The sequence below is a fragment of the Actinomadura roseirufa genome, from assembly GCF_900659635.1.
GTDB lineage: Bacteria > Actinomycetota > Actinomycetes > Streptosporangiales > Streptosporangiaceae > Spirillospora > Spirillospora roseirufa.
Window position 1 is genome coordinate 1 of record NZ_CAACVB010000121.1, and the last position, 24,098, is coordinate 24,098.

The window sequence follows — 24,098 nt, forward strand, 5'->3', positions numbered from 1 at the left end:
GGTGACGACGCGGTCCCGCGCGGCGGCGGGGACGGACGCGGCGGCCAGCTCCCGGCGCAGCCCGGCGGCGCCGTCGTCGGCCGCGCCGGCCACGTGCCCGCCGAGCAGGCCGAAGAAGATCGTGCCGAGGACGGCCGCGCCGAGCGCGCTGCCGAGCTGCTGCACGGCGGTGAGCGTGCCGCCCGCCGAGCCGGTCTCCTCCGGGTCGACGCTCGACAGGACGGTCTCGAAGAACGGGGCCATGAGCAGCCCCATGCCGAGGCCGGTCACGATCAGCGCGGGGGTGAGCTGCCACGGGGTGACGCCGACCCCGGCGGCCTGGAGCGTGCCGTAGATGGCGACGACGCCGGCGGCCATGATGAGCGTGCCGCCGTGGATGACCTTGCGGCCGAGGCGCTGCACGGCCTGGGCGGCGCCGAAGCCGATGATGATGCCGATCGACCAGGGGATCTGGGAGAGGCCGGCCTTCAGCGGGGAGTACCCGAGCCCCAGCTGGAAGAACAGGGCGAGGACGAGCGCGAAGCCCGCCATGCCGCTGAAGAACACCAGGCCGACCACCAGGCCGCCGGTGAAGCCGCGCTTGCGGAACAGGCTCGGGACGATCAGCGGGTCGCCGCCGGCGCGCTGCTTGCGGGTCTCGTACCAGGCGAAGACGGCCCAGACGGCGAGCGAGGCGCCCATCATGAGGAACGTCCAGAAGGGCCAGTCGAGCTCGCGGCCCTGGACGAGCGGGTAGATCAGCAGCCCGGCGCCGAGCGAGGCGAGCGCCGCGCCGGGCAGGTCGAGCCGGGACGCGTGCTCGGAGCGGCCGGAGGGCAGGAACCTCAGCCCGGCGAGGACGGCGGCGGCGCCGAGCGGCAGGTTGATCAGGAAGATCATCCGCCAGCCGGTGCCGAACAGGTCGGCGTCGATGAGCCAGCCGGCCAGCACCGGGCCGCCCACCGACGACAGGCCCATGATCGGGCCGAACATGCCGAAGGCGGCGCCCATCTCCTTCGGGCTGAACATCTGCTTGATCATCCCGATGCCCTGCGGCAGCATCATCGCGCCGAACAGGCCCTGCAGGGCCCGCGAGCCGATCAGCATGCCGGGCGAGCCGGCGACGCCGCACAGCAGGGAGCCGAGCGTGAACCCGGCGGCGCCGATCAGGAACATCCGCCTGCGCCCGTACAGGTCTCCGAGGCGGCCGCCGGTGATCAGGCCGACCGCCATGGCCAGGGTGTAGCCCGCCGCGAGCCACTGGACGGTGCTCGCGGAGCCGCCGAGGTCGGCGCGGATCGTCGGCGCCGCGATGTTGGTGATCAGCGCGTCCAGCATGTCCATGATCTCGCCGGCGAGGATCACGAAGAGTGCGGCCCAGCGCCAGCGGTGGCCCGCCGCGCCGTCCGTCCGGGTGGGCGTCGCCACCGAGTGGGTCATTGTGCGCCTCCGTGGGGGGAACGGTGTTCGTTCATACGAACATCGTTCTAGATTAGGAACGACATTCGTGTCAAGTACACTGTTCGCGATTGGGGGATTCTTCTCTCCAAGAGAGAAGATATATCGCAAGTCGCCGAAGTCAAGATGTATCGCGAAATTGGGAGGCCGGACGTGAACACCGGAAGCCTCGACCTGCCCACGCCCCCGGGGCGCCGCCCGCGCCGGACGGGGCCCGCGCGGCGGCCGCTCACCCAGGCCGTCATCGTCGAGACCGCGGTCCGCGTCCTGGACGCCGAGGGGCTCGACGCCGTCAGCATGCGCCGCGTGGCGCAGGATCTCGGCACCGGGCCCGCCTCGCTCTACGCGCACGTCTCCGGCAAGGAGGAGCTCCGCGAGCTGATGCTCGACCACGTCCTCGCCGAGGTGCGGCTGCCCGACCCCGACCCCGCGCGCTGGCAGGAGCAGCTCGTCGAGCTGGCGGGCGAGATCCGCCACGTCTACACCGGGCACCGCGACATCGCCCGGGTCTCCATGGGCCTGATCCCCACCGGCCCGAACATGCTGGCCGTGGCGGAGGCGCAGCTCGCGCTGATGCGCGCGGGCGGCGTCCCGCCGCGGATCGCCGGGCTCGCCGTCGACACGCTGGGCATGTACATCGACGCCGACTCCGTCGAGGACACGATCTACACCGCGAGGACGCCCCCAGGTCAGGACCCGTGGGAGTACTTCATGAGCTACTTCGGCGAGATCCAGGATTACCTGAGGTCCCTGCCCTCAGACCGCTACCCCAACATCGTGTCGATGGTGGACGAGCTGACCGACACGTCCGGGGACGCCCGGTTCGAGTTCGGGCTGGACATCCTGATCCGCGGCATCGCCTCCTACGTGGAGGAGCCGCCGTCCTCCTGACGGGTCACGGTGCAGCGCGCGGTGACGTCGTCCCCTGACGGGTGCGGGGTGAGGCCCGTGGCGAGCAGCGCGAACGCGTGGTCGGCGTCGGCGACGGCGCCGGGGTGGGCGGAACCGGCGTCCTGGCCGTCGGTCAGGCGCCGCCAGTTGTCCCGGGCCAGGACGTGGGTCACCGCGATGATCTGGGCGGCGGCCAGCCGCGCGGTGAGGTCGCCGCCCGGCGCGGGGGAGCGCCCGGCGGGCGGGCGGCGGGCCTCGGCGAGCGCGGTGGGGTGCTCGGCGAGCGCGTCCGCGAGAGACTCCCGCTCGCTCTCGGCGTACCGTGACAGGCGCGCCTGAAGGCTCGGCGTGGTGAACACCATCCCGTGGAAGGCGAGGACCTCGGGGGCGGCGTTGAGCCCGGTGACGGGGTCGCGCCGGTCGAGACCGTCGACGAAGTGGCGGTGCAGGGCGTCCAGCGGCGGCTCGCCCGGCGCCGCCCGCACGACGCGCGCGAACTCGCCGCGGTGATCGGTGATCCGGTGGAGGACGAGGTCCTCCTTGGCGGCGAAGTACTTGAACAGGGTCGGCTTGGAGACCTCGGCGGCGGCCGCGACGTCGGCGACGGAGACTCGGTCGAACCCGCGCTCCAGGAACAGGGCGATCGCCGCGTCCGAGATCGCCCGGTGGGTGCGCATCTTCTTGCGTTCGCGCAGGCCCGCGTGCTCGCTCACCCGCCCACCCTAGCAGTGTCGTGCCCGAGGAAGATTTTTGTCTTGGTTCATAACTTAACCGGGTTAAGATTTCTGGGCGTGCTCGGATCGAGAGGAAGGCTGCCCAGTGGAGGACCCTGAGCTGGAGGCGGAGCGCGCGCACGCGACGGCGGCGCGCGAGGGGCTGCGGCGGATGCTGGACGTCGCGCGCCACCAGGTGGTGATCGGGGAACTGGCGGGCGCGGACCGTTACGCCCTCGAATCGCTCGGGCGGCTGCTGAGGAGCAACCTCAAGCGGCTCGCCGAGGAGCCGGACGGCCCCCCTTTCTTCGGGCGGGTCGACTTCGCCTCGCATGACGCCGACCATGGCGGGCGGGCCTACCACCTCGGCCGCCGGCACGTTCCCGGCGGACCCGAGAGCCCGCCGCTCGTCCTCGACTGGCGGGCACCGGTCGCGCGGGTCTTCTACCAGGCGAGCGCGAAGCGGCCACAAGGGGTGGCGGTGCGCCGGAGGTTCGGCTGGGACCTGTCCGCCCCGCCCGTCCTGACGGGGTTCGAGGACGAGCGGCTCGACGTGGACGGGAGCACCGGGGACGGGCGCCCCGGCCGCCTCCTCGAAGCGGAGATCGAGCGCCCGAGGCGCGGCCCGATGCGCGACATCGTCGCGACGATCCAGCCCGATCAGGACGAGCTGGTCCGGGCGGCCCTGGAGGAGTCGATCTGCGTGCAGGGCGCACCCGGGACCGGCAAGACCGCCGTGGGGCTGCACCGTGCGGCCTTCCTCCTGTACAGCCACCGCGAACGGTTGGAGAAGTCCGGGGTTCTCATCGTCGGGCCCAACCCGGCCTTCCTCGCCTACATCTCCGCCGTCCTGCCCGCGCTGGGGGAGGCCGACGTGGAACAGGCCACGCTCGCGGGCCTGCTCGAACGGACGCGGGTCCAGGGCGAGGACGCCGAGGCGGTGGCCGTGGTCAAGCACGACCAACGCATGGCCACGGTGCTCCACCGGCTCCTGTACGCGGGGGTGGGTGCGCCTACCGAAACACTGGTCGTCCCAGATGGCGCCTACCGGTGGCGTGTCCCGGCCGAGGAACTGGGCGTGATCCTGGAGGACGTCCGGAAGGAGAAGCTCCCCTACGAGGCCGGACGTGAGCGGATACGCGCCCGTGTCGCGAGCTCGCTGCGGAGGCGGGCGGAGCGGCGCGGCAGCGCGGCGGGCGCCGCCTGGCTGCGGAAGATCGGCAGGTCCCCGGCCGTGACGGCCTTCCTGGACGAGACGTGGCCCCGGGTGAAGCCCGAGGCCCTGGTCGCCCGGCTGCTCGGTGACAGGGCGTCCCTCGCGCGGGCCGCGGACGGCCTGCTCTCGGACGAAGAGCAGGACCTCATCGCCTGGGCCCGGCCCCGCTCGGCCCGGTCGGCCCGCTGGTCGGCGGCGGACGCCGTGCTCGTGGACGAGGCCGCCGGCCTCATCGAGCCGTCCCGGAGCATGGGCCATGTCATCGTCGACGAGGCGCAGGATCTGTCACCGATGGAGTGCCGGGTCATCGCGCGGCGCAGCGGACACGGATCGCTGACCGTGCTCGGCGACCTGGCGCAGGGCACGACGCCGTGGGCAGCGTGTGACTGGGACGGCCAGCTCGCTCACCTCGGCGTGCCCGGAGCGCGGGTCGTCCCGCTGACGGACGGGTTCCGCGTCCCGGGAGCCGTCCTGGACCTGGCGAACAGGCTCCTGGCGGCGCTGGACGTGGACGTCCCGCCCGGCCGGCCGGTGCGCGGCGACGGCGAGGTGCGCGTGCTCCCGGCCGGCACCGTGGCGCAGGGCGTGGTGGACGCCGTCCGTGACGCGCTGACCAGGGACGGCGCCATCGGGGTCATCGCGGCCGAGGGCGCCCTCGCGGCGCTGGGCGCGGCGCTGCGCGCGGCCGGGATCGAGCCGGGCGAGGCGGGCGGCGGGCACGCCCGGGTGACGCTGGTGCCCGCGGGGCTCGCCAAGGGGCTGGAGTACGACCACGTGGTGGTCGCCGAGCCCGCGCAGATCGCCGAGGCCGAGGCGCGCGGACTGAACCGGCTCTACGTGGTGCTCACCCGGGCGGTGTCGCGGCTGGACATCGTGCATGCGCGGCCGCTCCCGGCGGCGATCACCGGATAGCGGGTGGACGAGCCCGTTCGCGTCGGCGTGACCGGGCCCGTGGTGGACGGGCGGGTGGCGTACGGGCGGCTGGCGTACGGGCGGGTGGCGTACGGGCGGGTCACGGTCAGGCGAAGGCGCGCTCGAAGGCGACGCGCCGGGGCGCCCCGGCGGACGGGTCCCAGACCGCGAAGACGATGTGCTCGAACCGTCCGCGGAAGGCGCCGTCCGCGGCCAGGGCCTCGGCGAACGCGGCGGCGACCTCGGCGGGGTCGTTGCGGAACACGCCGCAGCCCCAGGCGCCGAGGACCAGCCGCCGGTGGCCGTTCGCGTGCGCGGCGGCGAGGACCTTGCGCGCGCGCACGCGTAGGACCGCCGGGATCCTGTCCGCCTCGGCGGGGTCGCGGATCGCTCCCCGGTTCGGGGCGGGGGAGGTCAGGAACGCGACCTCGTACGGCTCCTCCAGAAGGCGCCCGTCGTCGTCCCGGAACACCGGCACGTCCGGTGAGTAGATCATGTGGTCGCTGTAGAGGAGGTCGCCCTGGGCCCGGTGGAAGTCGTAGTACTCCCGCGCCGCCAGCAGCGACTCGTACAGACCGGAGGAGCGGGCCAGGCCCTCCTCCTGGGCGTGCGCCCCTTTGAGGAAACCGCCTCCCGGATTCTTGGCCGAGGCGAAGTTGAGGGCGAGCGGCGCCCGCGCGCCGGGGGCGCACAGCCGCCGTGCGGCGGCGAGCGTGGTCTCGCCGGTGACCTCGACGCGCGTCCCGGCGCCGCCGTCGGCGGGAGCGGCGGTGAGCCGTTCGAGGAGGACGTCCAGTTCGTCCGGGCGGTACAGGACCGTCCCCTCCACCGCGCGCGCCAAGGAGGCGGCGATCGAGACGGTGCGTCCCGAGGGGGCGGGGTAGTCGCCGCGTTCCAGGACGGTGACCGTTTCCAGGGCGACCGCCCTGCGTGGGTGTCTGCTCATGACGATCCGGATTGTGATGCGTCCGCCGAGCGCCCGCAAACCCTTTTCGCGGTCGCGCCGACACCCTTCGTGGCCACGCCGACGGCTGTCTGAGATACGGGGAAATGCCCCCTACCTGCAGAATGTTGAGTAATGATCACTTTGTTCGTTCTTTCTGGCATGCTGTGCTCCGCCATGCAGCCGCCGAGACCCCGTCCAGGCCGCCGCCGGGCCCCGTCCCCCCGCGGGGGCGCCCGGCACGTGCCCCCGCCGTCGGCTCCGGGCCCGTCCCGTCCGGGAGGCCCGCCGCCGAACCGGCAGGGGCCCCCGGGACACGGGCAGCCGAACCAGAGCACGAACGGCCAGCCCGGTTACGACCCTGCCGGTTACGACCAGCCCGGTTACGACCAGCCCGGTTACGACCAGCCCGGTTACGACCAGCCCGGCCAAGCGGGGCCCGCGTACGAGCAACCCGCCTATGACGAACACCCGCCCGGTGGTCACCGGCCTCCGCCGGCTACCGGCGGGCGGCGGCCGGGCGGAAGAGGAACGGGCAGGCGGGCGACGGGCACCGTCGAGGGGCTCAGCGACGACCTCGACCGCGAGTTCGAGGGCGCGCGGCGGTCGCGGCTGCGCGGCGTCATCATGGGGGTCACCGCGGTCGTCGTGCTGGTCGGGCTCGGTGTCGGCGGCATGCTCGTGTGGATGTTCATGCCCCCGTCCGCGCCCGTGACGTCGGGTCCGCGGAAGCCGTCCGGAGACAGGCCCTCCGACCCCACCGCCGAGCCGAAGCAGGCGCCGCCCTATGTCCCGGCCAACGGCACCGGGAAGTTCATCCGTTCCCAGTCGGCCGGGCGGACGGTCGGGCGCGGCAAGCTCATGCGGTACATGGTCGAGGTGGAGGGCGGCCTCAAGCAGAGCCCCACCGCCTTCACGCGCAGCGTCGACAAGATCCTCGCCGATCCCCGCGGCTGGACCGCCGGGGGGAGGTGGGCGTTCCGCCGCGTCGACTCCGGCTCCTACGACTTCGTGGTGCGGCTCGCGTCGCCCGGCACCGTCGACAAGATCTGCGGACGCTACGGGATGACGACCGAGGGCGAGGTGAACTGCAGCGCGGGCAAGCAGGTCGTGGTGAACCTGAAGCGCTGGCTGCTGCTGACCTCCTACTACAAGGGCCAGCCGGACAACTATCACGCGCTGACCATCAACCACGAGGTCGGCCACCGCCTCGGGTTCGGGCACATGACCTGCCCCGGGCCCGGCCGTCCGGCCCCGGTCATGCAACAGCAGATCTTCGGCCTGAAGGGCTGCAAGATCAATGGCTGGCCCTTCGACTCCCGGCGGCGATTCCTGAGCGGCCCCGCCGTCCAATGAGGGCTCCCCGGGAAAACCACTGGGGGTGATCGGTCCGTTCCGCCAGACTTGGGCCGTGCTTCTGACGATCACCACGACCCTGGACCAGGCGACCGACCTGGGCTTCCTCCTGCACAAGCATCCCGACCGGGTGCAGCGGTTCGAGCAGTCCTTCGGCACGGCGCACGTTTTCTATCCCGACGCGGGCGAGCGGCGGTGCACGGCGGCCCTGTTGCTGGACGTGGACCCGGTCAAGCTCGTGCGGACGCGCGGCAGGGGCACCCCCGACTTCTCTCTCGGCCAGTACGTCAACGACCGCCCCTACGCGGCGTCCTCCCTGCTGGCCTCCGCCATGGCCGGGGTGTTCCGGACCGCCATGCGCGGCCGGTGCGACGCGCGCCCGGAGCTGGCGGAGACGCCGATCCCGCTGGAGATCGTGCTGCCCGCGCTGCCGTGCGGGGGAGGTCCCGCCCAGGCCGAGCGGTTCTTCGCGCCGCTGGGCTGGACGGTGTCGGCGGAACCCGTCCCCCTGGACCCCGGGTTCGAGGACTGGGGGCACTCCCGGTACGTGACGCTCACGCTCACCGGGGAGGTCCGTCTCGCCGACGCCCTCAACCAGCTGTACGTGCTGCTGCCCGTGCTGGACGACGCCAAGCACTACTGGCTCGCGCCGGACGAGGTCGACAAGCTCATCAGGGCGGGGGAGGGCTGGCTCGCCGCCCACCCCGACCGCGGCGCCATCACCCGCCGGTATCTGGCCCACCGGCGGGGACTCGTCCGCGCCGCACTGGGCCGCCTGGCGGACGCGGAGGGCGCACCCGAGGACGCCCTGGACCCGGTGGAGGTCGAGGAGGAGCCTTCCACCTCGGACGGCGACGCCGAGGCCCTCAGCGACGCGCACGCCGGCGCCGACGGCGAACCCGGTGAGGTGAAGCCGTCCCCGGAGCGGGGACAGGACGCGGAGGAGGAGCCGGTCGTCTCGCTGGCCGAGCACCGTGTCCAGGCGGTCCTCCAAGCGCTGCACGACGAGAACGCCCGCCGTGTCATCGACATGGGCTGCGGCTCCGGGAAGCTGCTCGCGCGGCTCGTGCAGGACGGCTACTTCAGCGAGATCGCGGGAACGGACGTCTCCTACCGTGCCCTGGGACTGGCCCGGCGGCGGCTCCGCCTGGACCAGGGGACGCGGAGGGACGACCGCGTCCAGGACGTCTTCCAAGGCGCGCTCACCTACTTCGACGATCGGTTCCGCGGATACGAGGCGGCCGTGCTCATGGAGGTCGTCGAGCACATCGACCCGCCCAGGCTCGGCGCCGTCGAGCGCGTGGTCTTCGGCGACGCGTCCCCGCGCGTGGTCGTCGTGACCACGCCGAACGCCGAGCACAACGTCCGCTACGAGGGCCTGGGGCCGGGTGCCATGCGCCACCCCGACCACCGTTTCGAATGGACCCGGGCCGAGTTCCGCGCGTGGGCGGACCGCGTCGCCACCGCGCACGGCTACCGCGTCCGCCACGTTCCCGTCGGCGACGACGACCCCGAGGTCGGCGCTCCGACGCAGATGGGGGTGTTCACCCGATGACCACTGAGACGACCGAGACACCCCGGACGGGGTGCGAGATCCGGATCCCGGAGATGGGGCTCGTCGTGCTGGTCGGCATGTCCGGTTCGGGCAAGTCGCACTTCGCGCGCAAGCATTTCAGGCCGACACAGGTGGTCTCCTCCGACTTCTGCCGGGGCGTGGTGTCGGACGACGAGAACGACCAGGCCGCGACGGGCGACGCCTTCGACCTGCTGCACTACATCGTGGCCAAGCGGCTCAAGCGCGGCCTGCTCACCGTGGTGGACGCGACCAACGTGCAGAGCAAGGCGCGGGAGTCGCTTCTGCGGCTGGCCAAGGAGCACGACGTCCTGTCGGTCGCGATCGTGCTGGACGAGTCGGAGACCGTCGCCGCCGAGCGGAACGCCGCCCGTCCCGACCGCGACCTCCCCGAGCACGTCCTGCCGCGGCAGCGCCGGGAGCTGCGGCGCGGCCTGCGGTCGCTCGGCCGCGAGTTCCGCCGCTCCTATGTCTTGACGGGCACGGCGGAGATCGACGCCGCCACGATCGCCTACGAGAAGGCGTGGAACGACAGGCGGGACCTGACCGGGCCCTTCGACGTCATCGGCGACGTGCACGGCTGCCGCGCCGAGCTGGAGGACCTCCTCGCGGCGCTCGGCTACGAGATCGCGCGCGACGCCTCCGGCCGCGCCATGGGGGCGCACCACCCGGGCGGGCGCACGGTGGTGTTCGTCGGCGACCTGGTCGACCGCGGTCCCGACTCGCCCGGCGTGCTGCGGCTGGTGATGGGCATGGTGGCCGCCGGGAGCGCGCTGTGCGTGTCCGGCAACCACGAGGCGAAGCTCGTCAAGGCGCTGCGGGGACGTAAGGTCCGCGTGGCGCACGGGCTCGCCGAGTCCCTGGAGCAGCTCGCCGACGAGCCGGAGGACTTCCGCTCCGAGGCCCTGGCCTTCATGGACGGCCTCATCAGCCACTACGTCCTGGACGGCGGGAGCCTCGTCGTGGCCCACGCCGGGCTGAAGGAGGACTACCACGGCCGCGCGTCGGGCCGCGTCCGCTCGTTCGCGCTGTACGGCGACACGACGGGGGAGACCGACGAGTACGGGCTGCCCGTCCGGTACCCGTGGGCGCGCGACTACCGCGGCAAGGCGATGGTCGTGTACGGGCACACGCCCGTGCCGGAACCGGAATGGGTCAACAACACGATCTGCCTCGACACCGGCGCCGTGTTCGGCGGGAAGCTCACCGCGCTGCGGTATCCGGAACGTGAGCTCGTCTCCGTCCCGGCCCGTGAGGTCTGGTACGAGCCGGTGCGTCCGCTCACGGCCTCCGGCCCGCTCCATGGCGGCGGGCACCGCGAGACCGACGTCCTGAAGATTGAGGACGTCCTCGGCAATCAGGGGGTCGAGACCGGTCTCATGGGCCGCGTCACCGTGCGAGAGGAGAACGCGCTGGCGGCACTGGAGGTGATGAGCAGGTTCGCGGTGGACCCGCGTTGGCTCGTCTACCTGCCTCCGACCATGGCACCGGCCGAGACCTCGTCCCTGCCGGGCTATCTGGAGCACCCCGCCGAGGCCCTGGCCGTCTACCGGGCCAAGGGCGTCGACCGTGTCGTGTGCGAGGAGAAGCACATGGGCTCGCGGGCGGTGGTGGTCGTCTGCCGGGACGAGTCCGTCGCGGCGGCCCGCTTCGGCGTCGAGCTCGGCACCGAGACCGGCGGCGGACCGGCGGGGGCCGTGTTCACCCGCACCGGGCGCGCCTTCTTCCGTGACGCCTCCGCCACGGCCGCGGTCCTGGACCGCGTCCGCGCCGCGATCGGCGCCGCCGGCCTCTGGGACGAGCTCGGCACCGGATGGCTGGCGCTCGACTGCGAGCTGCTGCCCTGGTCGGCGAAGGCCATGGACCTCATCCGCACGCAGTACGCGGCGGCGCGCGCCGCCCTGCCGGTGGCCTCCGGCGTTCTCGCCCGCGCCGCCGCCCGGGGCGTCGACGTCGGCGGGCTGCGCGAGCGCGTCGACCGGCGCGCGGCGAACGCGGTGCGCTTCCGCGACGCCTACGCGCGCTACTGCTGGCCGGTGGACGGGCTGGACGGTCTCGGGCTGGCCCCGTTCCAGGTGCTCGCGGGCGAGGGGCGCGCCTGGGCGGCCTCCCACGACCACGAATGGCACATGGACGTGGCCGGGCGGCTTGCGGAGGCCGACCCGACGGGTCTCATCAGGCGGACCAGGTCGATGACCGTCGACCTGGGGTCGCCCGAGTCGGAGGCGGCCGCGACCGCCTGGTGGGAGGACCTCACCGCCGCGGGCGGGGAGGGCATGGTCGTCAAACCGCTCGGGCCCCTCCCGGAGGGCGCGAAGGTCCAGCCCGGCGTCAAGTGCCGCGGCCGGGAGTACCTGCGGATCATCTACGGCCCGGACTACACCGAGCCGGAGAACCTCGACCGGCTGCGCGGGCGGTCGCTCGGCCGCAAGCGCTCGCTGGCGCTGCGCGAGCACGCGCTCGGCCTCGAAGCGCTCGGCCGGCTCGCCGCCGGGGAGCCGGTGTGGCGCGTCCACCAGGCCGTCTTCGCCGTCCTGGCGCTGGAGTCGGAGCCGGTCGACCCCCGGCTGTGACCGCCCCGCCGGAGGCGGGAACCACCGGCCGCCGGCCGGCTGTGCGGCCCGCCTCCCAGCGGGGCGGGCCGCCGCCTGACCATCGGACGGTCAGGTCGAGAACAGCATGTGGAAGACGCTCCCGTGGTGGGGGCGGTGGTGCCCACCGTGGTGATGGTGGTGCACCGCCGGCGCGGGGGCTCCCCAGCCCGGCGCGGAGGCGGGCGGAGGAGCGGCCCGGTACTGGGACTCCGCCTGGGCCAGGGCCTCGAGCTCGCCATAGTCGAGGAAGATGCCCCGGCAGCTGTCACATTGCTCGATGTGGACGCCGCTGCGGGTGTAGGTCCGCATCACGCCACGACATTTAGGGCAGTGCATCGCCTTGTCCTTCCGGTATGGATCCCCAGGTAGAGGCTAAATGTAGGGCAGGTTTCCGGCCACGTCATGCCGGGGCCCCCGCCGCGGAGATTCTCTCGCAGGCGTCCACCATCGCCTGCTCCGACTCGTCGAGCGACCGATCTTCCCTCCCCGCGGATATGACGCAGGTGGCGGCGATCTGGATCGCAAGACTTCGCGCGGGAATGTCCAGGGCCGCCCAGGGATCCCCCGCCGGGGGGACCGCGGGGCCGCCCGCCTCCCGGTACGAGCCGAGGAAGCGCTCCCACTCCTCCGGGTGCAGGACCCCGGCCGAGTACAGCGCCGCGGGCCGGGCCAGGTCCCACGCGGGGACGCCCCTGCCGAGGTCCTCGACGTCGATGAGCAGCCACCCGCCGCCCGGCCCCCGGACCATCTGGCCCAGGTGCCAGTCGCCGTGGATGACGCATTCGACGTCACGCGCGGGCTCGGTGCCCTCCCCCCGGATCCAAGGGGGAAGTGTGCCGAACGCGCGGCGGACCGCGTCCTCGGCCGGGCCGTTCCCCAGCCGCGACACCAGGCGGGCGATCCGTCCGGGGCGCCCCCAGGACGGCGCCCCCTCGGGCACGGCGGCCGAGTGGAGCGCGGCGAGGAGACGCGCGCCCTCCTCCCAGGGGAGGGGCTCCCGCGGGTTCACCGGCTCCCCGTAGAGCGAGACGGTGACGGTGCGCCCATCGACGTCGTAGGGCCCGTCGAGCACTCCCAGCACGATGCGCGGGAACCCCGCCGCCAGCGACGTCCGCTCAAGGAACGCCGATCCGTACTCGCGGTCGGGCTGGTGGGCCTTGACGACGACGTCGCCGACCCGCACGACGAGGACGCCGTGCCGGTCGTACAACGTCTCCGGTTCCGGAGGGGACGGCGGGACGTGCGGCGCCGCGTTCGGCGCCGCGTAGAACGACCGGTGCGCGGCGTACCGCTCGGTGACACGGGCCGATTCACGCCCGATCTCGACGAGCCGGGCGAAGAGCCCGGACTGGGCGGTCTCGGTGTGCACGTGCCCAGTCAATCACCTGTCGAAGACCTCCATCTCGTACAACGAGTAGCCATAGGTCGTCGCGCGCTTCGTCCCGTAGACGCGTACCCACCGGGCGTTCCCCGGCGTGAACTGGATCGTGTCTATGCCGCCGTTCCCGTTCTTCTGGGTGTGCACGGTCTTCCACACGCCGCCGCCCGTGGACGTCTGCACCAGGTACTCCTTGCCGTAGGCCGCCTCCCATCGCAGCAGCACATAACCCACCGGACGGGCCGTGCCCAGGTCGACCTCGATCCACTGCGGATCGGTGCGCTTGCTCGCCCAGCGGGTCGTGGTGCTGCCGTCGGTGGCCTTCGGCCCTTCGACTCCGGCCTTCTCCACGCTGGAGACCTTCACCGGCTTCTTCAGCGCGAGATTGGTCTTGAGCCGGTACGTCGCGGTCAACGTCAGATCGGAGGCCACGGTGATGTTGTGCGCGGACGGCCCGCCGTCCGACCAGCCCACGAACTCGTACGCCTTGCCGCCGACCACCTGTGTCTGGGTGGGCGCCGAGACCGAGACGTTCGACCCCGCTATCACCGTGCCGGTCAGCGGAGCGGCGCGGGTCGTCTCCAGCAGGGTCAGCGGGACGCCCGCGGGAGCGGAGTTCAGCGTCACCCGTGCGGTCTTGGGATGGAGCTCGACGCTCTTGGAGTCGCTCAGCCCGTCGGAGTCCGTCACCGTCAGATTCAGCTCGATCCAGGACGGGTACTCGTGGTCCGGCGCGACGAACTCGCCGGAGCCGCCGTCCTGTCCGGTGATCGCGTGCGTGTGGCAGTCGCTCGGGCAGTGGTGCATGATGATCTGCCATTTGAGGGAGTCGCCGGTCAGCGTGCCGTCCTCGCCGTCGGTCCCGGTGCCGGAGAAGGCGATCCTGTCGCCGACCCGCCACGTGGTCCCGGCGCCCGGCGCCGTGATCGTCGCCACCGGCGGCGTGGAGCCCGCGGTGACGACCTGGGTCGCCGTGTCGGAGGCGCCGCGCGTGTCGGTCACCTTCAGCCCGACGCTGTACCGGCCCTTCCGGTCGTAGGTGAACGTCGGAGCGGCCGCCGTCGAGTCGTCGTAGGCACCGTCACCGTCCAGGTCCCACGCGTACTGCAGCGGGACGTCCCCGTCGGCGTCGCTGGAGGTGCTCGCGTCGAACTTGACGGTCAGCGGCGCCGGGCCGCTGGTCACGTCCGACTTCAGCGCCGCCACCGGCGGATTGTTCACGCCGTTGTAGACGAACCGGACGATCCTGCCACCGAGGACGTCCACCCCGAAGATGTCGCCGTTGGGCCCGGCCTGCAGTTCGACGATGCCGCCCGCCGTGGTGGAGAAGGTCTCTATCTTCGTCTTGTCGGGCAGGCCGTTCGTCCCCGGCTTCATCGCCCACACGCATTTGCGCGAGTAGTCGCTGAAGAACAGGGCGCCCCGGTACTCGGCGGGGTAAACGTCGCCCGCATAGAACGCGGTGCCACTGAGAGAGGAACTGCCCACACTGCAGCTCTCCCCGGCGACCACCTTGGCGCTGTGGTTGTAGCTGAAGTACGGCGCCGTCACCGCTCCGGCGCCCTCGCCGTACAGGTTCTCGCAGATGGTGAGGTCGGCGCCGTCGTACCCGGGTGTGCGGCCCGTCCCCTCATAGCAGGGCCAGCCGAAGTTCCGCACGGTGGTGAAGGGCTCGGTGACCCGGTCGAGCTCCTCCCAGGTCGTGTAGCCGACGTCGCCCGCCCAGATCTCGTTCGTGCCCGGACGCACCGTGAACCGGTAGGGGTTGCGCAGGCCGTGCGCGATGATGCGCCGCTCGTTCGGGCCGCCCTTCGGGAGCGGGTTCCCGGCCGAGCCCTCGCCGGTGTCGGGGTTGATCCGGATGATGGTCCCGTCCAGGGTCGAGGGGTCGGCGGGCGTCCGCAGGTCTTGAGCGCGCAGCGCGCCGCCCTCGGCCGCCGGCGCCGTCAGCGGAGTTCCGGCGGGCTTCGGCGGGTCTCCGCAGGCGTTGTCCTTCTGCCCGTAGTCCGCGTACTGGAAGCTCGCGCCGTCTCCCGCCCCCGCGTACAACTGGCCGTCCTTGCCGAAGGCCAGGGTGCCGATGGAGTGACTGGAGAACTGCTGGCACCAGTCCTCCACCAGGACCTGCTCGCTCACCGGTCCGGCGAGCGCCGCGCGCGCCTGCACGTCGGGTTTCAACACGGAGATCCGCCCCGCGACCACGCAACCGGCGTTGTTGGCGCCGGGCGGGTCGGGGCACTGGTCGTTGGTCCCGTCGGCGGACGGCCACCGGGGGTACGACCCGCCGACCTGTCCGTTGTAGGTGTAGAGCACGTAGACCCGGGGGTCGCGGGGGAAGTCGGGATGCAGGGCCATCCCGAGCAGGCCCCGGTCCCAGCCGTTGAAGGTCTGCCTGCGCAGATCGGCGAAGACGGTGGGCGTGGTGTCGCTCAGCGAGTCGAACACCTTGACGAGCCCGCTCTTCTCCGCCACGAACACCCGCCCGTCCGGCGAGAACTCCACGTTCGTCGGCGCGGTCAGCCCGGTGAAGACCGTCTTCTCCTGGAAGTTCGCCGGCAGCGCCGCCGCGCCCGCCGTGCCCGCGCCGTCGGCGACGGCCGCCACGACCACGGTGAGCACCACCGTGAGGACCACCGAGAGGGCCGCCGCCACCGGTCCCCTGATCCGCCGCCGCCGGTTCTGCCACCGGCCGAGCGGTGCGCGTCTGGCCACGAAAGTTCCTCCCCGTCCCCGGCACGGGCCGTGGAGCCCGCCGGTCTTGCGCGAACGATGCGCGATTTCATGCCAAATGTGGATGTTCTGGATTGATGACGACCGTAAGTGGCCATCCGGCCACCCGGATACGGCCATCCCGTCAACCGATCAGGCGCCTCGGGCGACGCCCGGCGCGACGAGGCCCCCTCGTCCCGTGCCCGTCACACCAGGGCGCCCGGCTCCAGGTCGATGCCGAGGGCGGCCTTGCCGTAGAGGGCGTAGGTCTCGTCGAGGTCGTAGACGACATGCCCGGAGATCGTGTACAGGTCGCGCTGGACGCGCTGGAACGGCATGTGCGCCAGCTGGGCGCTCGCGCCCGCCCCGACGCAGAGGTCCGCGGCCACGGTGCGGGCCGTGGCGACGACCTGCGAGGCGACCAGGCGCGCCTTGGCGCGCTCGACGAGGGTGTAGGCGCCGCCGCCCGCGTGGGCGCGCTGGAGGTCGCCGATCGCGTCGTCGAGCAGCAGCCGGGCCGCGGCCAGCTCCGCCGTCGCCCTGGCCAGGCGCGTCTGCGCGCTCACCAGGCCGGCCTGCCGGCCGCCGGAGTAGACCAGGACCCGCTCCTCCAGCCGTTCCCGGAACCGTTCGAGGAGCCCCTCCGCCGCGCCGAGGAGCGGCGACGCGCCCGCCAGCGTGAGGACCGGGACCATCGGCCACCGGTAGGCGGCGCCCGGGTACAGCGCGCCGCCCGGGGCGCCGCCGGAGGCGAGGTCGGCGAGGGAGACGGTGCGGTGCGCGGGGACGAACCGGTCCCGCACCTCGACGTCGTTGCTTCCCGTCGCGCGCATCCCGCTGCTGAACCACACGTCGTGGACGGCGACCTCGCGCGCGGGCAGCAGGAAGACCAGCGGGCCGTCCCCGCCCGGCGCGCCGACCATGACCCAGTCGGCGTGCATGACGCCCGTCGCCCACGACCAGCGTCCGGTGAGACGGTGGCCGCCGCCGGCGGGCTCCGCCGTCCCGACCGGCGCCAGGGTGAACGGCACGAACGCGTGCGGGCGATCGGCGAACACCTCGTCCTGGGCCTCCTCGGGGAACAGGGAGACCAGCCAGTTGTGCAGCATGAAGATCACCGCGACCCAGCCGGTGGACGCGCAGCCCGCGCCGAGCTCGCGGGTGACCCCGGACACGGTGGCGAGGTCGAGCTCGGCGCCGCCCCGCGCCTGCGGCACGAGCGCCTCGAGGAACCCCGCGGCGGTCAGCTCCTCGACGGTCTCCGCGGGGAGCCGCCGCAGCTCCTCGGCTCGCCGGGCCCGTTCCGCCAGGCGGGGGGCGAGGTCCCGGGCCCGGCCGATCAGCTCGTGCTCGTAAGCCATGGCAGAAATCTACCGTGTACGACTACTTTCAGGGAGAAAGTACCGTTTGTTGGTAGTTTCGGTCAGTGGCCGGTCATGCCGTCGATGCGCTCGCGCAGCAGGTCGGCGTGGCCGTTGTGCCGGGCGTACTCCTGGAGCATCGACGTGTAGACCCAGCGCAGGCTCATCTCGGTGCCGAGGTTCGGGTCGAGGTAGGTCTCGTCGAGCGAACGGCCCGCCGTCACCGCGCGGCAGGCCGCGACCTCCCGCTCGTAGGCGGCCAGGTCCCGCGGAGCGTCGGCGGTGTCCAGGGTGAACTCCGCGGTGAGGTCGTCGTCGGTGCAGTACAGGTAACCGACCCGCTCACCGGCGAACCGCGTCCGGAACCAGTCGCGCTCCACCTCGGCCAGGTGGCGGACGAGCCCGAGGAGCGACAGGTTCGACGGTTCCAGGCAGCGCAGCGCGAGCTGGGCGGCGGTCAGCCCGCCGCACTTCCACAGGAGGGTCTCCCGCTGGAGGTCGAGCCAGGCGTCCAGGAGCGGCCGCTCCCCGCCCATCGGCATGCTGAGGGGCCGGAGCGTCCGGGTGATCTCTGGTGAGGTCCAGGGCATGGCCCCATGATGCCCGCCGGACGGGCCCTCAGATGGGCTGTCGGGAGCCCTCGATCCGGCCGCGCACCAATCGGGGGTGGAAGTAGCTGATGCCGACGCGGCCCGCCTCGGTGACGCAGAAGATCTGGTAGCCGTTGCGGCCGTCCTCGTCGGGGACGGTGAAGTCCTCGGGGGCGAACATGCCCTCCGCGGTCATCGCGCCGAACCAGCGGCCGAGGGCGTACTCGTCCGCGAAGGTCTCCAGGCCGGCGCCGCGGCGGCCCAGCGTGTAGCGCACCTCGAAGGCGCACCCCTCCGGCGGGAACCTCATATTCGCCCCGACCCCCTGCACACGTTGCACCGCACGCCGGTGGCGGTGCTCGTCCCGGTGCCCTTGCAGCCCGGGCAGGGGCGTGTCGCCGGTTTAGCGTGCTTGCCCACGGTCCCCCACCTCCAGGCGGACCATCCTAGGGTCGCGCCGGCCACGGCGCGCCGGATCCGCCGGTTCGCCCTCCCGGCGGCGTTCCACGCGGGCGTTGAACCCGGCCCCGGGGTGAGTGCGTGCTTGAAGAGGGGGCATCGATCGCGTGAGATGGAAAGGAAGGGGCGGACGACCCTGGGGGTGCCGGTGGTGGAGGCGACGGCCGCGGCGGCGGCCCGGGTACGGTCGGTGGCGGACGGGCCCGCGGGACGGCTGCGGCTGGCGGCGGAGTTCTACACCGGGTTCTACACCGGGGGCCTCGCCCGGTACGGGCGGGCCGAGCTGAGCTTCCTGCGCTGGGCGATCGCCCGCGGCGTGCTGAACCCGCCGTCGGGCGACCCGCCCGGCAGCCCCTGGTGGCGCGCCGTCAACGACCGGCTGCTGCGCGACAAGGCCGAGGCCGCGCTGCTGGCGGGCCGCGCGGCCGAGCCGTCCTCGCGGTGCGTGGCGCTGTGGTGCGCGTTCCTGCGGTCGCCCTCGGCCGCGGCGTGGTACCGGGCCCACAACGCCAGCGTCGTCGCCGGGTACCTGGAGAACGAGCGCTCCGCGCTGGCCGAGCTGCCCGTGGAGCGGTTCATGATGAACGTCGCGCTCGTCCGCGTCCTGTACGCGCACGCGCTGGTGGCGCGGCCCGCGCTGGCGCTCGGGGCCTTCGCCCCGCTCGGCCGGCTGCTCGGGGACCCGCGGCGCGGCTCGGTCGGGCTCTTCCTCGACCTGCGCCGCGCGTTCCCGGAGCGCTACCCGCTGACGGGCCTGGTCGTCGAGGACCTCATCGCGGCGGAGGGGCACCTGCCGCGGGCCCTCGACTACGGCATCATCGTGCCGCGGCTCGGCCCCCTGTACGCGTTCGCGGCCGAGTCGCTGGGCCTGCCGGGCGTCGCGGGCCTGCTCGGCGACGGCGTGCCCTGCTACGCCTGGCCCGCGCGCCGCTCGCCCTGGCACGACGGCAGCGCGCTGCGGCTGACGACGCGGCTCACCGCCTACGCCGTGCGGACGCGCGCGGGCGGCTGAGCCTCCCGGCGGCGCCGCGTCCCCCGCCTGCCGGGACCCGCCGGATGACCTTGGGTCTCACCATCGCCGCCCACTTCTCCGTACCCTTCGGTTACGTGCCCGGCCAGACCCTCGGTAGCGTTTCGGGCGCCCGCCGCCAGTCCGAGACAGAAGGGGCCGCGTCCTTGCCCGCCGCACCCGCGCCGATGCTCCTCGCCACCACGATCCGTCCCTACGAGTGGGGATCGGTGACGGCGCTGCCGGACCTGTTCGGCGTCGCGCCGACCGGCCTGCCGCAGGCCGAGCTGTGGGTGGGCGCCCATCCGGCGGCGCCGTCGTCGGCGGGCGGGACGCCCCTTCCCGACCTGATCGCCGCCGATCCGCACGGCATGCTCGGGACGGAGTCGGCCGCCCGCTTCGGATCCTCGCTCCCTTACCTGCTCAAGGTCCTGGCGGTCGAGCGGCCCCTGTCGCTGCAGGTGCATCCGAGCGCCGCGGGGGCGCGCGCGGGGTTCGCCGCCGAGCAGGCGCGCGGCATCCCCCTCGGCGACCGCGCCCGGACGTACAAGGACCCGCACCACAAACCGGAGATGGTGTGCGCGGTCACGCGCTTCCACGGCCTCTGCGGCTTCCGGGAGCCGGCCGCCGCGGCGGACCACCTGGAGAGCCTCGCCGTCCCCGGGCTGGAGCCCTGGATCGGCGAGCTGCGGGCGGGACCGTCCGGCCGGGCACTGCGCTCGGTCTTCACGCAGATGCTGGACGAGCGGGCGGCGCCCGTCCGGGCCGAGGTGGAACGATCCCTGGCGTCCCGTCATCCCGAAAGCGTTCACGCCGGCATCGCCCGCGACCACCCGGGCGACCCGGGCGTCCTCGCGTCGCTGCTGCTCGACCACTTCGTCCTGGAACCCGGCGAGGCGCTCTTCCTCGACGCGGGCGTCCCGCACTCCTATCTCGGCGGCCTCGCGGTCGAGATCATGGCGAACTCCGACAACGTGCTGCGCTGCGGGCTCACGCCGAAGCACGTGGACGTCGCCGAGCTGGTGCGGGTGGTCGACTTCGTGCCCGCCGCCCTGCACCGGGTCGAGCCGAAGCCCGGGCCGGACGGCGAGGTGCTCTACCGGCCGCCCGCGGCGGAGTTCGCGCTCGTGCGGCACGACCTGTCCGGCGCGCCGCACGTCCTGCCCCGCGGATGGCCCCAGGCGGTCCTGTGCCTCGACGGGGAGGTCGCCCTGGCGGGCGGCCCGGTGCTCCGGCCCGGCGACGCCGCCTTCGTCCCCGCGGACGCGCCGGCGTGCGAGATCACCGGGAAGGGCACGCTGTACCGCGCCCTGCCGGGGATCGGGGCGTAGCGGTCCGCCCTCCCGGGAGCGCCCTCAAGTCCGTCTTAACGCGGGCATAAGCGAGGGGACCGCGGAGGCGGGCGGTGCGAGATTCGGTCGTGTGGCACTGCGGATGGGAAAGGACAGCAGTTCGTTCGCCTCTGGCCCGGGAGGACGGGGGCGCTCCGCGACGCTCGCCCGGGCGTTCCGGGCGCTGCCGCCGGCGCATCGCGAGATCCTCACCGAGACCGTCTTTCGCAGGCGCTCGGTCGACCAGGCGGCCGACGCGCTGGGCGTGCCGGTCGCCGAGGTGAAGATCCGGGTCCACCAGGCGCTGCACGCCCTGCGCGCCGCGTTGGAGCGGCCATGGCCGACCGCGGGCTGACCGGCGGCGCGGACGCGAATGGCCGGCCTTTCCGGAAAACAAGTTGCCGGACGGGAGATGCTCCGGCAGAGTCAATGTCGTAGCGCCCGGAACGAGACCGGAAGGAAAGGCGAGATGCGTCTTCATCGAATGCACGGCAGTAGCCGAAGCCGCCCCGGTCTCGGGCGTTGCCTCAGGACGTGACCTGCGCGTTCTGAGGACGACCGCCCCCGGACCGAGGTCCGGAAGGGCGGTTTTCGCGTTCTGGAGGGTTGGCCGAGCGGAAAGGCAGCGGGTTGCTAAGCCGTGGTCAGGGTCGTCCCCTGCGCGAGTTCGAATCTCGCACCCTCCGCGCCGAGTAGGGACGCTGGTGCGTCCGGCGGTCTCATAAGCCGCGGAAGGCAGGTTCGATTCCTGCACTCGGCACGTTCGGCGAACAGAGCGAAATACTTGTCTCCGTGGCGCAGTGGAGAGCGCGTCGGGTTGCGGACCCGAAGGGCGCAGGTTCGAATCCTGCCGGAGACGCGGCGTCCGTGGTGTAGTGGTCTGCACGCCAGGTTGTGGTCCTGGAGGTTCCGGTTCGATCCCGGGCGGTCGCCCTGTCGCCGGGCGCCGAGGGGGAAGGCCGCTCTTCCCCCTCGGCCACGGCCTCAACTTCCCCCTTAGACGACGATCTCCTTGAGTACGTCGTCCAAGCGGGAGGGGGACACGCCGAAGACCGCCTCCAATTCGGACGAATCGACCGGGTACGGGTGGTGGGACATGTGCTCGGTCTCCCAGAGCTCGCCCCAGAACGGGTCGCCGAGGGAGAGCAGCGTCAGTTCGCGCTCGGTCATCTCCTCCAGCCGCGGCACGGGCGCGTCCGCGAGGGCGGCGAGCCGCTCGGCGACCTCGCGGAGCGACGCGTTGATCACGGGGGCGTGCCAGGGGCGTCCCCAGGCGCGGTCGCCGTGCGACACCGCGACGATGGCGCGGGCGACGTCGCCGATCGCCGAGTACGGGTGCGGCGTGTCCGGCGACGCCGGGACGACCGAGAGCCGTCCGGCCAGGACGTTCGGCTGCACCAGCAGGCTGAAGAGCGAGTAGGCGCCCGCGCCGATGAACTGCCCGCCGCGCACCTCGGTGGCGCGGACCCGGCCGGCGTCGTGCGCCTCCTTCGCCTCCAGCCACAGCTCGGCGCGGACGCGGCCCTTCGGGCCCGTCGCGGCGAGCGGATGGTCCTCGGTGATCGGGCCGTCCGACGAGCCGTCCCGCGGGCCGTAGGCGTACAGGTTGCCGAGCATGACGTAGTTCCCGCCGGACCGCTCGGCGGCGGCCAGGATCGAGCCGAACAGCGGCGGGGCGGTCTCGGGCCAGGTGTGGTACGGGGTCATCACCGCGTTGACGACGGTCTCGGCGCCCTCGCTGAGGCGGCTGAGCCCGGCGGTGTCGTGGGCGTCGAGCGCGATGCGCTCGACGAGGGGGTGGTCGGGCCCGCCGCCGGTGCGGCTGACCACGAGGACCCGGTCGCCCGCCTCGGCGAACAGCCGGGCGGTCGCGACGGCGGTCCCGCCGCGGCCGACGACGACATGGAACGTCATGATCTCCTCCAGGTGGTGGGGGCCGGGAACAGCTCGTCCCGTTCGCGACTTGTGCTGTGCGGGCCCGGCGCGTGGATCCCGTGCGGCCGTCCGCACGGGTGGGACCACTCTGCGGCCGGCGGCCGCGGGGCGGCAGGGGTCCGCTCGCCGACCATCCGGAGGTTCTGGCCATGCTCGATCAGCGGCGGCTCGATCAGCGGCGGCTCGATCAGGGGCGGCTCGATCAGGGGCGGCTCGGTCAGGCGGGGCGGCCGTCCGCGGTTCCCGTCGCCGCCGCGCACACGGTCGCGGTCGTCCTCGTCCCACCGGTGCTGGGGTACGACGTGACGATCCCGCACATGGTCCTGGGCGCCGCCGAGGGCGCCTACGAGCTGCTGCTCTGCGCGGACGAGCCGGGGCGCCCGCTGGAGACCGTCAGCGGTCCGCCGGTGATCGCCCAGCACGGGCTGGCGGCGGTGGAGCGCGCGGACAGCGTCATCGTCGTCGGCGGCGGCGGGCGTCCGGGGATCGAGCCGCGGGTCCTGGCGGCGCTGCGCGCGGCGGCCGCCGCGGGCACCCGGATCGCGGCGATCTGCACCGGCGCGTTCGCGCTGGCCGAGGCGGGCCTGCTGGACGGGCGGCGCGCGACGACGCACTGGGGGCTGGCCGCCGACCTGGCCCGCCGCTTCCCCCGGATCCGGATGGTGTCGGACGAGCTGTTCGTGGCCGACGGCCCTGTGCTGACCTCGGCCGGCGCCGCCGCGGGGATCGAGCTGTGCCTGCACCTGATCCGCCTCGACCACGGCGCGGCGGTCGCCGCGGAGGCGGCCCGGCTCGCGGTCGCCGGTCCGCCGCGTCCGGGCGGCCAGGCGCAGCCGGCCGCCGCTCCGGTGCCCGCCGAGCCCGACCGGTCCCTGGCCGCCACGCGCGCGTGGGCGGTGGATCGGCTGCACCTGCCGCTCACCCTCGCCGAGCTGGCGCGGCACGCCGGGGTCAGCGCCCGGACGCTGTCCCGCCGGTTCCAGGCGGAGACGGGCTCCAGCCCGCTCCAGTGGCTGCTGCGCCAGCGGATCGACCGGGCCCGGGTACTGCTGGAGATCACGACCCTGCCGATGGACCAGGTGGCGCGTCGCAGCGGCCTCGGCGGCGCCGACTCGCTGCGGTGGCACTTCGCGCGCCGGGTGGGCCTCACCCCGAGCGCCTACCGCGCGTCCCACGCGAAGGCCAGGGCACCGGGCGCCTCGTAGCCGCGGCGCCGCGCCGACCGGGTCCGGCCAGGGGTGATCGAGGCTGTACCGTTCCCCGGCTGGAGCCTCCTGAAATGGGCAGATACCCTGCGAGCGGCCTCCGGGCCCCCGGCATTACGTAACTTCCTTTCGTAAGAAGATTGGAAATAATGGCGTCCGTCCGCCGATCGCCGTCGAGAGGTGCCGTGTCCGAGAACCCGCTGCACGGGGGCGACCCGTCGGTGCTGCGCCGCCTCAACGCCGCCGCGACGCTGCGGGCGCTGCGCGAGGACGGCGAGTCGACCCTGACCGGGCTGGCCCGGCGGGTCGGGCTGTCGCGACCCACCACCGAGGGCGTCCTCGGCGAACTGGCCGAGCGCGGCCTGGTCGCCGAGGTCGCGCCGCGTCCGGGCGCCGGCCTCGGCCGGCCCGCCCGCCGCTACCGCTTCCGGGCCGAGGCCGGGTACGCGCTCGGCATCGAGATCGACGCGCACCGGGCACGGCTGC

Annotated in this window: 20 protein-coding genes and 4 tRNA genes; 14 read left to right on the forward strand and 10 right to left on the reverse strand. The window is 73.3% G+C overall.

Annotation, left to right across the window (positions count from 1 at the left end):
- Positions 1-1,419, reverse strand: a 1,419-nt coding sequence (locus tag E1291_RS23845) for an MFS transporter (protein WP_131740206.1), incomplete at its 3' end; no start/stop codon positions are given.
- A gap of 171 nt (positions 1,420-1,590) precedes the next feature.
- On the opposite strand from E1291_RS23845, the gene E1291_RS23850 reads away from it, so the two are divergent.
- Positions 1,591-2,328, forward strand: a complete 738-nt coding sequence (locus tag E1291_RS23850; protein ID WP_242614334.1) for a TetR/AcrR family transcriptional regulator — start codon at positions 1,591-1,593, stop codon at positions 2,326-2,328.
- Here E1291_RS23850 and E1291_RS23855 read toward each other — a convergent pair.
- Complete coding sequence (locus E1291_RS23855) at positions 2,301-3,041, reverse strand: TetR/AcrR family transcriptional regulator (RefSeq protein ID WP_131740208.1); 741 nt, start codon at positions 3,039-3,041, stop codon at positions 2,301-2,303. The two genes, E1291_RS23850 and E1291_RS23855, sit on opposite strands and share 28 nt — an antisense overlap.
- Before the next feature lie 106 nt (positions 3,042-3,147).
- On the opposite strand from E1291_RS23855, the gene E1291_RS23860 reads away from it, so the two are divergent.
- Entirely contained in the window at positions 3,148-5,169 is a 2,022-nt protein-coding gene (locus E1291_RS23860) for a HelD family protein (RefSeq protein WP_306434480.1), read from the forward strand.
- Between the two features lie 106 nt (positions 5,170-5,275).
- On the opposite strand, the gene E1291_RS23865 is transcribed toward E1291_RS23860, so the two are convergent.
- Positions 5,276-6,115, reverse strand: a complete 840-nt coding sequence (locus tag E1291_RS23865; protein WP_131740209.1) for a TIGR02452 family protein — start codon at positions 6,113-6,115, stop codon at positions 5,276-5,278.
- A gap of 240 nt (positions 6,116-6,355) precedes the next feature.
- Here E1291_RS23865 and E1291_RS23870 point away from each other — a divergent pair, with 240 nt between their 5' ends.
- From E1291_RS23870 to E1291_RS23880, 3 genes are read left to right on the forward strand one after another with little or no spacing between them, the layout of a single operon-like run.
- Complete coding sequence (locus E1291_RS23870; protein ID WP_207400901.1) at positions 6,356-7,468, forward strand: DUF3152 domain-containing protein; 1,113 nt, start codon at positions 6,356-6,358, stop codon at positions 7,466-7,468.
- Positions 7,469-7,523: 55 nt separating this feature from the next.
- Positions 7,524-9,023, forward strand: coding sequence for a 3' terminal RNA ribose 2'-O-methyltransferase Hen1 (locus E1291_RS23875; RefSeq protein WP_131740210.1), 1,500 nt, complete (start codon positions 7,524-7,526; stop codon positions 9,021-9,023).
- The gene (locus E1291_RS23880) at positions 9,020-11,614 is read left to right on the forward strand and encodes a polynucleotide kinase-phosphatase (protein WP_131740211.1); all 2,595 of its coding nucleotides are present in this window, start codon (positions 9,020-9,022) and stop codon (positions 11,612-11,614) included. The genes E1291_RS23875 and E1291_RS23880 overlap by 4 nt, the downstream gene beginning before the upstream one ends.
- A gap of 90 nt (positions 11,615-11,704) precedes the next feature.
- Here E1291_RS23880 and E1291_RS23885 read toward each other — a convergent pair whose 3' ends face one another.
- The 6 genes from E1291_RS23885 to E1291_RS23910 form a co-directional block, all read right to left on the reverse strand.
- Entirely contained in the window at positions 11,705-11,971 is a 267-nt protein-coding gene (locus tag E1291_RS23885; RefSeq protein ID WP_131740212.1) for a TFIIB-type zinc ribbon-containing protein, read from the reverse strand.
- A gap of 64 nt (positions 11,972-12,035) precedes the next feature.
- Complete coding sequence (locus E1291_RS23890) at positions 12,036-13,004, reverse strand: phosphotransferase family protein (protein WP_242614336.1); 969 nt, start codon at positions 13,002-13,004, stop codon at positions 12,036-12,038.
- Between the two features lie 12 nt (positions 13,005-13,016).
- Positions 13,017-15,725, reverse strand: coding sequence for a PQQ-dependent sugar dehydrogenase (locus E1291_RS23895; RefSeq protein ID WP_165495265.1), 2,709 nt, complete (start codon positions 15,723-15,725; stop codon positions 13,017-13,019).
- Between the two features lie 203 nt (positions 15,726-15,928).
- Positions 15,929-17,083 (reverse strand): acyl-CoA dehydrogenase family protein, encoded by a 1,155-nt coding sequence (locus E1291_RS23900; RefSeq protein WP_131740214.1) that lies wholly within the window; start codon positions 17,081-17,083, stop codon positions 15,929-15,931.
- A gap of 62 nt (positions 17,084-17,145) precedes the next feature.
- Entirely contained in the window at positions 17,146-17,673 is a 528-nt protein-coding gene (locus E1291_RS23905) for a DinB family protein (RefSeq protein WP_131740215.1), read from the reverse strand.
- A 28-nt stretch (positions 17,674-17,701) separates the two neighbouring features.
- Complete coding sequence (locus E1291_RS23910) at positions 17,702-17,983, reverse strand: hypothetical protein (protein ID WP_131740216.1); 282 nt, start codon at positions 17,981-17,983, stop codon at positions 17,702-17,704.
- Positions 17,984-18,244: 261 nt separating this feature from the next.
- On the opposite strand from E1291_RS23910, the gene E1291_RS23915 reads away from it, so the two are divergent.
- From E1291_RS23915 to E1291_RS23940, 7 genes are all read left to right on the forward strand, one after another.
- Positions 18,245-19,144 carry a hypothetical protein gene (locus E1291_RS23915; RefSeq protein ID WP_131740217.1) on the forward strand — a complete coding sequence of 300 codons (900 nt, stop codon included), beginning with the start codon at positions 18,245-18,247 and terminating at the stop codon, positions 19,142-19,144.
- A 164-nt stretch (positions 19,145-19,308) separates the two neighbouring features.
- A complete protein-coding gene (gene manA, locus E1291_RS23920) occupies positions 19,309-20,472 on the forward strand; it encodes a mannose-6-phosphate isomerase, class I (RefSeq protein WP_242614337.1) in 1,164 nt (387 codons plus the stop codon).
- A gap of 91 nt (positions 20,473-20,563) precedes the next feature.
- A complete protein-coding gene (locus E1291_RS23925) occupies positions 20,564-20,827 on the forward strand; it encodes a sigma factor-like helix-turn-helix DNA-binding protein (RefSeq protein ID WP_242614338.1) in 264 nt (87 codons plus the stop codon).
- Between the two features lie 245 nt (positions 20,828-21,072).
- A tRNA-Ser gene (locus E1291_RS23930) sits at positions 21,073-21,158 on the forward strand.
- 1 nt (position 21,159) lies between these two features.
- A tRNA-Met gene (locus E1291_RS42195) sits at positions 21,160-21,232 on the forward strand.
- Between the two features lie 26 nt (positions 21,233-21,258).
- Positions 21,259-21,331: transfer RNA gene (locus E1291_RS23935), tRNA-Arg, on the forward strand.
- A 1-nt stretch (position 21,332) separates the two neighbouring features.
- Positions 21,333-21,406, forward strand: a tRNA-His gene (locus E1291_RS23940).
- A 62-nt stretch (positions 21,407-21,468) separates the two neighbouring features.
- Here E1291_RS23940 and E1291_RS23945 read toward each other — a convergent pair.
- Positions 21,469-22,386 (reverse strand): Rossmann-fold NAD(P)-binding domain-containing protein, encoded by a 918-nt coding sequence (locus E1291_RS23945; RefSeq protein ID WP_131740218.1) that lies wholly within the window; start codon positions 22,384-22,386, stop codon positions 21,469-21,471.
- Between the two features lie 170 nt (positions 22,387-22,556).
- Here E1291_RS23945 and E1291_RS23950 point away from each other — a divergent pair, with 170 nt between their 5' ends.
- Together E1291_RS23950 and E1291_RS23955 are read left to right on the forward strand one after the other, a co-directional pair.
- Positions 22,557-23,612: a GlxA family transcriptional regulator gene (locus E1291_RS23950; protein ID WP_131740219.1), complete on the forward strand. Its 1,056-nt coding sequence runs from the start codon at positions 22,557-22,559 to the stop codon at positions 23,610-23,612.
- A gap of 185 nt (positions 23,613-23,797) precedes the next feature.
- The coding region (locus E1291_RS23955) for a helix-turn-helix domain-containing protein (protein WP_242614339.1) at positions 23,798-24,098 on the forward strand (301 nt) is incomplete at its 3' end.

What these genes read in the sequence shown, in the direction of transcription:
- E1291_RS23865 (WP_131740209.1), bottom strand. Translation starts at nt 6,115, where the DNA reads ATGAGCAGACACCCACGCAGGGCGGTCGCCCTGGAAACGGTCACCGTC.
- E1291_RS23880 (WP_131740211.1), top strand. Translation starts at nt 9,020, where the DNA reads ATGACCACTGAGACGACCGAGACACCCCGGACGGGGTGCGAGATCCGG.
- E1291_RS23885 (WP_131740212.1), bottom strand. Translation starts at nt 11,971, where the DNA reads ATGCACTGCCCTAAATGTCGTGGCGTGATGCGGACCTACACCCGCAGC.
- E1291_RS23900 (WP_131740214.1), bottom strand. Translation starts at nt 17,083, where the DNA reads ATGGCTTACGAGCACGAGCTGATCGGCCGGGCCCGGGACCTCGCCCCC.
- E1291_RS23905 (WP_131740215.1), bottom strand. Translation starts at nt 17,673, where the DNA reads ATGCCCTGGACCTCACCAGAGATCACCCGGACGCTCCGGCCCCTCAGC.
- E1291_RS23910 (WP_131740216.1), bottom strand. Translation starts at nt 17,983, where the DNA reads ATGAGGTTCCCGCCGGAGGGGTGCGCCTTCGAGGTGCGCTACACGCTG.
- E1291_RS23915 (WP_131740217.1), top strand. Translation starts at nt 18,245, where the DNA reads ATGGAAAGGAAGGGGCGGACGACCCTGGGGGTGCCGGTGGTGGAGGCG.
- E1291_RS23945 (WP_131740218.1), bottom strand. Translation starts at nt 22,386, where the DNA reads ATGACGTTCCATGTCGTCGTCGGCCGCGGCGGGACCGCCGTCGCGACC.
- E1291_RS23950 (WP_131740219.1), top strand. Translation starts at nt 22,557, where the DNA reads ATGCTCGATCAGCGGCGGCTCGATCAGCGGCGGCTCGATCAGGGGCGG.